Raw genomic sequence first — 11,763 nt, forward strand, 5'->3', positions numbered from 1 at the left:
GTGCCTTAGCTCTGGGGGATGCCTGCTTCGCCTTCGATCAGCGATTCGCCGGGCTTTACGATGTCAAAGGAAACCGGAACCATCTCCAGCCGCACCGAATCGTCCCGCGCGCTCACGCGCGTGTAGCGGCTGGTGTGCAGGTCGCCCGGCTCGGGAAAGTCTTCGCGGAAGTGCGCGCCACGGCTGTTTTGGCGCGCCAGCGCCGACAGCGTGATGACCTTCGAGATGTCGACCAGGCTTTCCAGGTTGAGCCAGTCGTGCCAGGTCAGGTTGTAGCGTCGGTCCCCATCCGCCACGCCGATGCCGCGCAGCGCCGCGCGATGGCCGGCGATGGCGCCAAGGCCGTGTTCCATGGCGTCCTGGGTGCGCAACACGCCCACGTCGTCCCACATCGTCTGCGAAAGCGCATCGCGCAATTCATGAATGCGGCCGGACGGCCTGGAAAATGGGAACTCGGCGCGTTCGACGCCGCGCGCGATGATTTGCTTGTCCGGGTCGCGCCAATGGCCGGTTTTGGCGACATAGGCGGCCATCGAGTCGCCCGCGATGCCGCCGAACACCGTCGAGTTGGCCACGCCGTTGCCGCCCAGGCGGTTCGCGCCGTGCACGCCGCCGCAATCCTCTCCCGCGGCGTACAGGCCGGGCGAAGCGGTCGAGCCATCCACGTTGAACTCGACGCCGCCCATCAGGTAGTGGGCCGTCGGAACGACCTCGACCTTGCCACCGGCCAGGTCGAATCCGCAGTCCTTGCATCGATTGACCATGCCGGGGAAGGTCTTGGCGACCTTCTCCGGGCCGAGATGGCTCATCTGGATGTAGACGCCGCCCATCGGTCCCGTGCGCCCGGCGCGCATTTCAGCGTAGATGCCCCGGCTGACGACGTCCCGCGTGGCGCGTTCGCCGCGCTTGTCGTAATTGGCCATGAAGCGCTCGCCGTCGCCGTTGAGCAGGTAGCCGCCGGCGCCCCGCAGTCCTTCTTCCAGCACCGTGCCGGTCATCCGCGTATCCGGCCCGCCCAGCAGGCCGGTCGGGTGGAACTGGACCATTTCCATGTCTCTCAGCGCCAGGCCGTAGCGCAATGCCATCGCCAGCCCGTCGCACGTCTTGTCCCCGGAGGGCGTGTGGTACCGGTACATCGTCGGACCGGCCCCGGTGGCCAGCAGCACCGCCTTGGCCTGGATGAACCGATACCCGCCTGTCCGCATATCGATGAACAGAACGCCCGAGATGCCGGAACCGTCGGCGGCGGGAATCAGCTCGATGGCGCGATGCTCTTCCAATTCGTCGACGTCCAGCGCGCGAACCTGCTCCATCAGCCGATTGATGATCTCGATGCCCGTCAGGTCCGCCTTGTGCACCGTGCGGTCGAAGCTCTGGCCGGCAAACGCCTTGGAATGCAGCGATCCGTCGGGATTGCGGTCGAAGAAACAGCCGATTTCGTTTTCAAGCTCTCGCACCCGCTCGACCGCGCCTTCGACCAGCCGCCACGCCAGGTCCTGGCGCGGCAGCCATTTGCCGCCTTCGATGGTGTCCATGAAGTGGCGTTCGACCGAATCGCCAGCGGCCAGCGCAACGTTGTAGCCGCCCTGGACCATGCGGGTACAGCCGCACTTGCCGAGCAGGCCTTTCACGGTCACCGTCACCTGCAGGGAGGGGTTCGCCTTCTTGGCATGCAGCGCCGCGAACAAGCCCGCGCCTCCGGTGCCGATCACCAGGATGTCCGTCTTGTGGTTTTCGATTTGCATGTCAGATGACTCCAGCGAGGAAAGCCAGGCCCGTGGCCATCGAGATCGCGAAGCCCCAGCCGATCCAGGCGACGCGCGCGTCGCGCGGGGTATTCCAGGGCAGGAGTTCCAGGACAAGAAGACGCAGTCCGAAGAACATATGGAGCGTAAGCAGCAGGACCAGCCCCCATTCGCCGAATTTCATCGCTGGCATCTCCGAAAGCTTCAGGAAGGCGTCCAGCCGGGCCTGGTCCAGCGCCATGGCCAGCACATAGAAGTGGGCGGGAAGGAAAAGGGCCAGCGCAAGGCCGGACAGGCGATGCCCAAGGAAGGCCCAGTAGGCTTGATGGTTGCGCGCGGACTTCATGACGCCAGTCCTCCCACTGCGGCCACGGCGCGCATGCCCAGGATGAGCAGCGCCGCGCCGAAGGCAAGCCCGATGGCGGACGCCGCCGGACGGCCGATCCGCAGCCACTCGATCAGGATGTTGCGCACGCCGATCGGGACGTGGATGGACACGCTGAGTACGAACAGGCCATAGAAGGCGATCCAGAGCCAGTTCCCCTGGGTGCGTGAAAGGATTTCGCCGGCGGTCAGGCCGCCCCGGACCGCATAGATCACAAGTCCGACGTGCACGAAGACGAAGGGGGCCATCACCATCGCCGTCAGGCGCTGGAGCGCAAACAGACGTGCCTCCATGTCAGCCTCCCTTGAGCAGGCTGAAGATGGCGCTGCGTTTCAATCCGGCGATGCTGCCGGTGGGGCTCAGGCTGACCGGGCAGTGCTTCATGCAGCTGCCCTGGGTGTGACAGGAGTTGCAGCCGCTGCCCGACGTGGACTTGTGCAGCACGTCCTTGGGATCGGCATGCCGTTCGTCGTTGTAGAGCGTCCATGCCCGGTTCAGCGCCGCAGGGCCAAGGTAATCCTTGTCCCAGGACACGACGTCACAGGCGGCGTAGCAGACGCCGCAGTTGATGCATTCGATGGCCGCGTCCGCGAGCTTGCGCTTCTTGCTTTGGGGCGACACCAGCGCCGGCGGATCATTGCGCGTGGCCGTTCCGACAAAGGTGTTGCCGGCGCGGGCCCACTTCTGGAAGAACTCGCGCATGTCGACGACCAGGTCCTTGATGCGCGGCATGTTGCGCAAGGGTTCGATCACGATCACGCCGTCTTCTTCGACGCGGCTTACGTGGGTCCGGCAAGTCCAGCGCGGTTTGCCGTTCACGGTCATCGCACAGGAACCGCACACGCCGACGCGACAGGCGTAGCGGTACGAAAGCGTGGGCTCTTGCGTGCGCTGGACTTCGGTCACCACGTCCAGCACGGTCTGATTTTCACGCCAGGGCACCGAGTAGGTGGAGAAGGTTCCGTCTTCGGTGCCCCGCGCGATGCGGACCGTAAGCTGTCTCTGATCGGTGGAATTCTTAGCATCCATTTCCTGTCCTCGATTGGCATGCTGCGCCCATGGACAAAGTTTGAATCTCGCGAATCCCTGAAGCAATATAGTTTTGGTTGATATTTTTTGTAGTTAATCCGGGGCGGTCCAGAGGGTGCCTGGGCGGGCAAGGCGACTACTGCGCCGCGGTAGGTTCAACGATTTGCAATGACGCGGCGCGTCAAAGTCTGGTCGGCGCGGTTGACGTGGGGGTCGGTCGGGGAATTTTTCTGCGCGGGTGGCGAAATTCGACCGATAAAAAAAACCGGCAGTCCATGTTCGGACTGCCGGTTTTTGACTCGGCTGGCCGGCATGTGCCGGCCGGCAAAGCAGGGGGTCTTAACCGATCGAGGCCAGCACCTTGTTCAGCGTGGCGCTGGGGCGCATCGCCTGGCTGGCCTTGGCTTCGTTCGGCTGGTAGTAGCCGCCGATGTCCACCGGCTTGCCCTGGGCGGCCTTCAGCTCGTCCAGGATCTTGTTCTCGCCTTCCGAGAACGCGGTCGACGCGGGGGCGAACTGGGCTGCCAGCGCGCGATCTTCGGTCTGGGCAGCCAGGGCCTGGGCCCAGTACATCGCCAGATAGAAGTGGCTGCCGCGGTTGTCCAGGCCGCCGACCTTGCGCTCGGGCGACTTGTTCTCGTCCAGGAACTTGGCGGTTGCCTGATCCAGCGTCTTGGCCAGAATCTGGGCGGTCGGGTTCTTGTACGTGCGGCCCAGGTGGTCCAGCGATTCGGCCAGCGCCATGAATTCACCCAGCGAATCCCAGCGCAGGAAGCCTTCTTCAAGGAACTGCTGCACGTGCTTGGGGGCCGAGCCGCCGGCGCCCGTTTCGAACAGGCCGCCACCGGCGACCAGCGGAACGATCGACAGCATCTTGGCGCTGGTGCCCAGTTCCATGATGGGGAACAGGTCGGTCAGGTAGTCGCGCAGCACGTTGCCGGTGACCGAGATGGTGTCCAGGCCTTCGCGGATGCGCTTGACCGAGAACTTGGTGGCTTCGACCGGATCCAGGATGCGCAGGTCCAGGCCGCTGGTGTCGTGGTCCTTCAGGTACTGCTTGACCTTGGCGATGACCTGGGCGTCGTGGGCGCGCTTTTCGTCCAGCCAGAAGACGGCGGGCGTCTTGGTGGCGCGGGCGCGCGAGACAGCCAGCTTGACCCAGTCCTGGATCGCGGCGTCCTTGGTCTGGCACATGCGCCAGAGGTCGCCGGCTTCAACAGCCTGCTCCAGCAGCACGGCGCCAGCGGCGTCGGTGACGCGCACGGTGCCCGCGGCCGGGATGACGAAGGTCTTGTTGTGCGAACCGTATTCTTCAGCGGCCTGGGCCATCAGGCCGACGTTGGGCACGCTGCCCATCGTGACCGGATTGAAGGCGCCATTGCGCTTGCAGTCGTCGATGACGGCCTGGTAGACGCCAGCGTAGCTGCGGTCGGGGATGACGGCCTTGGTGTCCTGCAGCTTGCCTTCGGCGTTCCACATCTTGCCGGAGTCGCGGATCATGGCGGGCATGGACGCGTCGACGATGACGTCGCTGGGCACGTGCAGGTTGGTGATGCCCTTGTCGGAGTTCACCATGGCCAGTTGCGGCAGCGTCTTGTAGGCGGCGTCGATGTCGGCCGTGATGGCGGCTTGCTGGTCGGCCGGCAGGGACTGGATCTTGGCGTAGAGGTCGCCAATGCCGTTGTTGGGATCGAAGCCCGCCTGCTTGAGCGTGTCGGCGTGCTTGGCCAGCACGTCCTTGTAGAACACGGAAACCACGAGACCGAAGATGACGGGGTCGGAGACCTTCATCATCGTGGCCTTCAGGTGCACCGAGAACAGCACGCCGGTGGCGCGCGCGTCGTCGATCTGCGCCTGCAGGAAGGACTTCAGCTTGGCGGCCGACATCACGGCGGCGTCGATGATCTCGCCGGCCTTGACGGGGGTCTTTTCCTTCAGCACGGTCTTCGTGCCGTCGGCGGCGGTCAGTTCGATCTTGACGTCGCCGGCTTGGGCGATCAGGGCGGACTTTTCGGTGCCGTAGAAATCGCCTTCGCTCATGTGCGCGACGTGCGACTTGGAGTCAGACGTCCAGGCGCCCATCTTGTGCGGGTGCTTGCGAGCGTAGTTCTTGACCGACAGCGGGGCGCGGCGGTCGGAGTTGCCTTCGCGCAGGACCGGGTTCACGGCGCTGCCCTTGACCTTGTCGTAGCGGGCCTTGACGTCGCGCTCGGTGTCGTTGGCGGGGGCGTCCGGGTAGTCCGGCAGCTTGTAGCCCTGGTCCTGCAGTTCCTTGATGGCCGCCTTCAGTTGAGGCATCGAGGCGCTGATGTTGGGCAGCTTGATGATGTTGGCTTCAGGCTTGACAGCCAGGCCGCCCAGTTCGGACAGGGCGTCGGACAGCTTCTGGCTGTCTTCGAGGTAGTCCGGGAACAGGGCGATGATGCGGCCTGCCAGCGAAATGTCGCGGGTCTCGACCGTGATGCCTGCGGGTTTGGCGAATGCCTGGACGATGGGCAGCAGCGAACGGGTTGCAAGTGCCGGAGCTTCGTCGGTGAGGGTATAGATAATCTTCGGAGTAAGAGACATGATCCTTGAATCTGTTCGGCTCAGGCGCTTAACGCGCAAACCCGAACATGCTATGCGGCATGCGCCGGTAGATGTTGTCGAGAGTGGGTTCGTATGGGCGGACACGACAGGCCGAGCGTCCACCCAACATGGCCGCCGTCCGCCCTATTGTTGACTGGACCGGGCGGCCGGAGTTCCGGCCGTGTCCAGGTCCGCCTTGGGAAGTACGGGGGCCACGAACCTTCCATTGTAATACCGTGCTACGCATTGCGCGGCGAAACGTCTCTTGTTTGCTTCGGGGTGGGTTATAAGCTCATGCCACTTATATGGGGACGTATAACGGAGGGGCAGTCGATATGCGAGGGCGTGCGTTCTTGTCCCGCTGGCGCAATGAACGGGGTTTGACATAGCATTGCCGCTTTCTGGTGCCGTTGACACCGTTATCGAAGACGATGGCCGGGGATGCGGGCGCCGTCCACGCGCGACATCCGGCGGGAGAGCACATGCGGTACGGAGACCTGACATTCGACGATCGGTTTCGTTATGCGACCGACGGGCAGGGGAGCGTGACCCAGTTCACGACGGCAGAATCCGCGGCGCTGGCGTTGCTGGTCGGGCATGCCGGCTCGATCCTGCCGCGTCAGCGGTTGCTTGACGCCACCCAGCGCGGCGATGCCGACGCGCTGGAACGCAGCGTGGACCTGCTCGTCAACCGCCTGCGCGCCAAGCTGGGCGATTCGGCGCGGGCGCCGCGCTACATCGCCACCAGTTACGGCGAGGGATATAGCTGGATCGCCGCCGCCACCCCGGCCTTGCCCGAATCCGTTTACGTCGCGATCGGCCCGGCCGTTGGTCCCGCGCGCCTGCGCGAGGCTTCTTCCGTGCGGGCTTTTTTGGACGCGCTGGCCGACGCCGTGCGCGACCGGCTGCCCAGCGAGCGCGGCGTCAGCCTGGAGCCGGACGCGCAGGCCCGTGCGACAGCCGCCTTTTGCGTGGAAATCGGCCTCCGCCAGGATGACGCGGGCATCCACTGCGCCGTCGCCCTGCGCGAGACGGCTGGCGGAAGGGCTTTGCGGGCCGACCGGCTGGTCATCGGGCATGGCGCATCGACGGACCTCGGGCGCGCAGCCGCCGCGTGCGCGGCGTCGATCAAGAGCGAGATCTGGCGCAGCCTGACGCGGGCGCAGGACGGACACGCCGGTCCCACGGACGAACCATTCGAACTGCGCCTGCATCGCGCCACCGTGCTGCTGGCGCGCACGCCGCAAGGCTGGCTGGAATCGGTGGAAGAGCTGGAGAAAGTGCGCGCCGAGCACCCGGACGATCCGCAGACCGCGTTGATGTGGGCATCCCATCTGTACGCGCGTCTGGTGCTGGACCTGGCCAGCAAGCCGGCCGAACTGGAACCGCAGATCGAGGCGCTGGTGTTCCAGGCGTTGCCGCATATCCGCGACAACCCCGTGCTGATGCTGGCTGCGGCCAAGCTGCTGTGTTTCGTCGGCCGCGACCATCTGGACCTGGCGGAGGCGCTGGCCGACGAGGCGTTCGCGCAAGGCACGGCCTACGCATCGGCCTTCGCCGTGCTGGGGCAATTGAAACTGAACCGGGGCCGGCTGGCCGAGGCGGTCGAGGACTTCGACCAGGGCATCGAACTGGCCGAGCCGGGTTCGGAATTCCAGGTGTTCCTGCAGGTGCTCAAGTGCACGACGCTCGTGGCGATGGGCGACCGCGACGCCTCCGAGGCAGCCAACCGAATGCTGTACGAGATCAAGCCGCTGACGCGCATGCAGTTGGGCGTGTTCCTGACGCATCCGGACGACGCCTTGCCGCAGGACTTGCGACACGTCCTTGAGAGCCTGGACGCCGCGCTGCTGCAGCGGATGCTGGCGCATTACGACTATCTGTTCGTGCGGCGCGTGCCGGACGCGGCGGGACGCGAGCGCATGTTCCGCGGCATCGTGACGCGCATGGTGGCGCACCGGCCCGGCGACGTCCTGCCGCCGGAAGTGTTTGCGTCCGCTCCAGGGCTGGCGGACATCGCGCGCGGACAGGCGGGATCACAAAGCGCCGTTTGACAAAGCAGCTTGCTTGGCGCAAGCTTCGGTCCATGAATTTCCGCGCCGTCCGCATTTCGCTGATTATTACCATCATTCCTGGAATGGTGGGTTAGCGCGCGACCGCAACAGTCACAGCCACCCGCCCCAAGAGGCGGGTTTTTTGTGGCCGCCTCTGCCGGGCAAAGCCTACCCAAGCAGAGAACCCCATGTCCGCTACACCCCACACCGCAACCACGGATTTCCAGGCCGGCGCCGCATCGCCCATGGAATACCTGAGGCAGATCCTGACCGCCCGGGTCTACGACATCGCCCGTGAAACCGAACTGGACCTGGCGCGCGGCCTCTCCACCCGGCTTGGCAACACCGTCCACCTGAAGCGCGAAGACAACCAGCCGGTGTTCTCGTTCAAGGTGCGCGGCGCGTACAACAAGATGCGCAACACGCCGCAGTCCGCGCTGGACCGCGGCGTGATCACGGCGTCGGCCGGCAATCACGCGCAGGGCGTCGCGATCTCGGCCGCCAAGCTGGGCGTGCGCGCCATCATCGTGGTGCCGCAGACGGCGCCGCAAGTGAAGGTGGATGCCGTGCGCGCGCATGGCGGGCCGACGGTGACCGTGGTGCAGGCCGGCGATTCGTACAACGACGCCTACGCGCACGCGCAAAAGCTGGCCCAGGAACAAAGCCTGACCTTCGTGCCGGCGTTCGACGACCCCTATGTGATCGCCGGGCAGGGCACGGTGGGCATGGAGATCCTGCGCCAGCATCCCGAACCGCTGCACGCCATCTTCGTGCCCATCGGCGGCGGCAGCCTGGCGGCGGGCGTGTCGGCCTACGTCAAGGCGGTCAATCCGGGTGTGAAGGTAATCGGCGTGCAGACCGAAGACTCGTGCGCGATGGCGCAGTCGCTGCGGGTGGGCGAGCGCGTCATCCTGGCCGAGGTCGGCCTGTTCTCGGACGGCACGGCCGTCAAGCTGGTGGGCGAAGAGACCTTCCGCCTGTGCCGCGAATATCTGGACGAAGTCATCCTGGTCGATACGGACGCGGTGTGCGCGGCGATCAAGGACGTATTCCTGGACACGCGCAGCGTGCTGGAGCCGGCGGGCGCGCTGGCGGTCGCGGGATTGAAGAAGTACGTGGAACGCGAGGGTGCGCAGGGACAGTCGCTGGTGGCGATCACATCCGGCGCCAACATGAACTTCGACCGCATGCGCTTCGTGGCCGACCGCGCCGAAGTGGGCGAGGCGCGCGAAGCGGTTTTCGCGGTGACCATCCCCGAAGAGCGCGGCAGCTTCCGCCGCTTCTGCGGCGTGATCGGCCAGCGCAGCGTGACCGAATTCAACTACCGCATCGCCGACGCCCGCACCGCCCATATTTTCGTGAGCGTGCAGATCGCGCGCCGCGGCGAAGCGGCCGACATCATGGCGGGGCTGGAGGAGCAGGGCTTTGCGGCCAGCGACCTGACACACAACGAAGTGTCCAAGCAGCACATCCGCTATATGGTCGGCGGACGTTCGCCGCTTGCCAGCGGCGAGCGTCTGTTCCGCTTCGAGTTTCCCGAGCGTCCGGGCGCGTTGATGAAGTTCCTGTCGGCCATGGCGCCCAACTGGAACATCAGCCTGTTCCATTACCGCAACCAAGGCGCCGATTTCAGTTCCGCCCTGGTGGGCATCCAGGCGCCGCTGGCCGACGACGCCGCCCTGGATTCATTCCTGCGCCAGTTGGGCTACGCGCATTCCGAGGAGACCGGCAACGAGGCGTACCGGCGGTTCCTGGCCTGAGCGCGGCCGCCTAGCCTGGCGCGCAGCCGGGCTTGCGCGGCAGGCCCACGCCCGGCTGCAGGCGCAGCGTGGTGCGGCCCTGCGTCTGGTCCAGTTGCAGGGAGGCGGCGCGCCAGGCCGGCACGTCGTCGAACGAAACGTCCGGCGTGGCCGAGGTGGTGCGCAGCGGATCGGGCCGGTCGAATTGAATGGCGGGCAGGCGCAGGCAGACGTCCTTGAAGTCCAGCCGCGCCAGCTCGCGGCCGTCGCTCATGCGCACGGCGCGGAACGCCAGCGGAACGGGCACGAACCGCGTGATTTCCGGAACATACTGGTTGTAGCCGTGCGCATCCTTGACGGTCTTGGCGGGCTCGACCACCACCACATCGCTGCCGGGCGGGACAGCTAGATAGGCCACGCCGTCCTGCACGTCCAGCAGTTTGCCGGGCCCCAGGTTCAATGCCTTGAGCGGCGCGTGGCGAATCATGACGGTTTCGTTCCATGCCGACTCGACGCGCGTCCAGCCGGGCATTCGAGCGTCGCCGAACAGCGTGCCGCCCACGCGGTCGCGGTCGGGCTTGTCGGACAGCGCCACGCGCTGCACGCGCAGGACGCCATTGATCACCTGCAGGTGCGCCAGCACGCTGCGGGCGCTGGAGCTGTTGAAGAATGCCAGCACGGCATCCGTTTCCAACGCGCGTGCCGGGCCCGCGCAGAAGAACGCGCGCGCGGCGGGTTCCTTGCTGTCCGGGTATAGCAGAGCGCCGACGTCGGCGCCGCACAGTTTCTTGCCCTGGTAAGTGATGGTCGTTGCACGGGTCGCCTGGCGCTGGCCGGTGTTCCAGTCGTTGCGAGATCCCTGCGTCACGTCGACCACCAGCCCCTGGCTGTCGAATATCACGGCGGCGCCTGCGGTGGCGGCAAGCATGCTGAGTAGAAACGCGATGGCGCGGCGGCTCGTCATCGGTTGGCTCCGGGGTAGGGCAAGGGGGTAAATATATAACGGTGTGCGGAGCAGGTCCCTCAGGAGGCCGGGTTGCGCGTCTGAGGGCCTGTCAAGACGCTGGGGCGCGGGCCTGTCGGGTGCGCGGTGGGCTGGTCTTCGTCCGCGGGGCCGTCCGCGTGTGCTGAAACCTTCTTGGCCATTCAAGCATTTTCCAGCCGGATCAGGCGTTTGCCCATGTTCCTGCCTTGATAAAGATCGGCGATCGACCCCGGTGCGGCCTCGATGCCGTCCAGGATTTCCTCGCGATAGCGCAGCGTGCCCTGGCGCACCAGCGGGGCCAGCGCGGCGATGGCTTCCTCGTAGCGGTGCTCGTAGTCCCAGACCAGAAAGCCCTGCATGCGCGCCGCCTTGTTCAAGAGATGTCGTTCGACGCGCGGGCCGGCGGGCCAGGGATCCCAGCTGCTGACGGACGCGGTGCCGCAGATCACGATGCGGGCGTGGCGGTTGATCAGCGGATGCATGGTGTCGCTGATGCGTCCGGCGGTGTTGTCGAAGTACACGTCCACGCCATCGGGGCACGCTTGCGCCAGCGTCTGCGCAAGGTCGGGCGCATGATAATCCAGCGCCGCGTCGTAGCCGAATTCCTCGACGCACAGGCGCGCCTTGTCGGCGCCGCCCGCGATGCCCACGGCGCGGCAGCCCTGATGGCGTGCAAGCTGTCCCACGACGGAACCCACGGCGCCCGCGGCGGTGGACACCACCACGGTTTCGCCTGCCTTGGGCTCGCCGCAGGCGTTCAGCGCGAAGTACGCAGTGACGCCGTTCAAGCCCAGCACGCCCAGGGACAGCGACAGCGGCAGGTCGGTCTCCAGGACCTGGCGGCGGATGGCCTTGCCATCCGTGATGGCGTAGTCCTGCCAGCCCAGCAGGCCCATGACCAGGCTGCCTTCCGGATATTGCGGATTGCGCGAAGCCACGACGCGCCCGGCGGCGAAAGCGCGCATGACCTCGCCGATGCCGACGGGTTCGGAATAGTTGGCGACCGCGTTCACCCAGCCGCGCATCGCCGGGTCCACCGACAGGAACAGGTTGCGGACCAGCACCTCGCCATCCTTCGGTTCCGGCACCGACGCGGTCCGGATCTCAAAGTGTTCTGCCTGCGGAATGCCCTGGGGGCGCGACTTCAGGACGACCTGCCGGTTGGTCAGATTGCGGACGTGCATGGGGTGTCTCCTCGGGTTGTTCCGAACATTCTAGGCATGCATACGGTATGTGCGTGAGAAAAACTCCGGGCTAC

At 65.9% G+C, this 11,763-nt stretch carries 9 protein-coding genes; 2 read left to right on the forward strand and 7 right to left on the reverse strand.

The features are described from left to right. Positions 1-5: 5 nt before the first annotated feature. The 5 genes from RT614_RS04130 to RT614_RS04150 all read right to left on the reverse strand — a co-directional run bounded on the left by RT614_RS04130 (position 6) and on the right by RT614_RS04150 (position 5,727). On the reverse strand, positions 6-1,745 hold the full coding sequence (locus tag RT614_RS04130; protein ID WP_313620471.1) for an L-aspartate oxidase: 1,740 nt from the start codon (positions 1,743-1,745) through the stop codon (positions 6-8). 1 nt (position 1,746) lies between these two features. Continuing rightward, complete coding sequence (locus RT614_RS04135) at positions 1,747-2,091, reverse strand: succinate dehydrogenase (RefSeq protein ID WP_313620472.1); 345 nt, start codon at positions 2,089-2,091, stop codon at positions 1,747-1,749. Beyond that, complete coding sequence (locus RT614_RS04140) at positions 2,088-2,423, reverse strand: succinate dehydrogenase (RefSeq protein ID WP_313620473.1); 336 nt, start codon at positions 2,421-2,423, stop codon at positions 2,088-2,090. Before RT614_RS04140 ends, RT614_RS04135 begins: the two co-directional genes overlap by 4 nt. Before the next feature lies 1 nt (position 2,424). Next, a complete protein-coding gene (locus RT614_RS04145; RefSeq protein WP_313620474.1) occupies positions 2,425-3,159 on the reverse strand; it encodes a 2Fe-2S iron-sulfur cluster-binding protein in 735 nt (244 codons plus the stop codon). A gap of 339 nt (positions 3,160-3,498) precedes the next feature. Beyond that, the gene (locus RT614_RS04150; RefSeq protein WP_313620475.1) at positions 3,499-5,727 is read right to left on the reverse strand and encodes an NADP-dependent isocitrate dehydrogenase; all 2,229 of its coding nucleotides are present in this window, start codon (positions 5,725-5,727) and stop codon (positions 3,499-3,501) included. A gap of 482 nt (positions 5,728-6,209) precedes the next feature. On the opposite strand from RT614_RS04150, the gene RT614_RS04155 reads away from it, so the two are divergent. Together RT614_RS04155 and ilvA are read left to right on the forward strand one after the other, a co-directional pair. Continuing rightward, the gene (locus tag RT614_RS04155; protein WP_313620476.1) at positions 6,210-7,781 is read left to right on the forward strand and encodes a helix-turn-helix domain-containing protein; all 1,572 of its coding nucleotides are present in this window, start codon (positions 6,210-6,212) and stop codon (positions 7,779-7,781) included. Positions 7,782-7,969: 188 nt separating this feature from the next. Continuing rightward, positions 7,970-9,541, forward strand: a complete 1,572-nt coding sequence (gene ilvA, locus RT614_RS04160) for a threonine ammonia-lyase, biosynthetic (RefSeq protein WP_313620477.1) — start codon at positions 7,970-7,972, stop codon at positions 9,539-9,541. A gap of 10 nt (positions 9,542-9,551) precedes the next feature. On the opposite strand, the gene RT614_RS04165 is transcribed toward ilvA, so the two are convergent. Then, a complete protein-coding gene (locus RT614_RS04165; protein ID WP_313620478.1) occupies positions 9,552-10,484 on the reverse strand; it encodes a hypothetical protein in 933 nt (310 codons plus the stop codon). Between the two features lie 182 nt (positions 10,485-10,666). Further along, positions 10,667-11,689 (reverse strand): NADP-dependent oxidoreductase, encoded by a 1,023-nt coding sequence (locus tag RT614_RS04170; protein WP_313620479.1) that lies wholly within the window; start codon positions 11,687-11,689, stop codon positions 10,667-10,669. Between the last annotated feature and the right edge of the window lie 74 nt (positions 11,690-11,763).

The sequence above is a fragment of the Achromobacter sp. genome (assembly GCF_032102605.1).
Taxonomy (GTDB): Bacteria; Pseudomonadota; Gammaproteobacteria; order Burkholderiales; family Burkholderiaceae_B; genus Achromobacter.

Excerpts from the sequence above, each read along its gene's own strand:
- RT614_RS04130 (WP_313620471.1), bottom strand. The coding sequence starts at position 1,745 with ATGCAAATCGAAAACCACAAGACGGACATCCTGGTGATCGGCACCGGA.
- RT614_RS04135 (WP_313620472.1), bottom strand. The coding sequence starts at position 2,091 with ATGAAGTCCGCGCGCAACCATCAAGCCTACTGGGCCTTCCTTGGGCAT.
- RT614_RS04140 (WP_313620473.1), bottom strand. The coding sequence starts at position 2,423 with ATGGAGGCACGTCTGTTTGCGCTCCAGCGCCTGACGGCGATGGTGATG.
- RT614_RS04145 (WP_313620474.1), bottom strand. The coding sequence starts at position 3,159 with ATGGATGCTAAGAATTCCACCGATCAGAGACAGCTTACGGTCCGCATC.
- RT614_RS04150 (WP_313620475.1), bottom strand. The coding sequence starts at position 5,727 with ATGTCTCTTACTCCGAAGATTATCTATACCCTCACCGACGAAGCTCCG.
- RT614_RS04155 (WP_313620476.1), top strand. The coding sequence starts at position 6,210 with ATGCGGTACGGAGACCTGACATTCGACGATCGGTTTCGTTATGCGACC.
- ilvA (WP_313620477.1), top strand. The coding sequence starts at position 7,970 with ATGTCCGCTACACCCCACACCGCAACCACGGATTTCCAGGCCGGCGCC.
- RT614_RS04165 (WP_313620478.1), bottom strand. The coding sequence starts at position 10,484 with ATGACGAGCCGCCGCGCCATCGCGTTTCTACTCAGCATGCTTGCCGCC.
- RT614_RS04170 (WP_313620479.1), bottom strand. The coding sequence starts at position 11,689 with ATGCACGTCCGCAATCTGACCAACCGGCAGGTCGTCCTGAAGTCGCGC.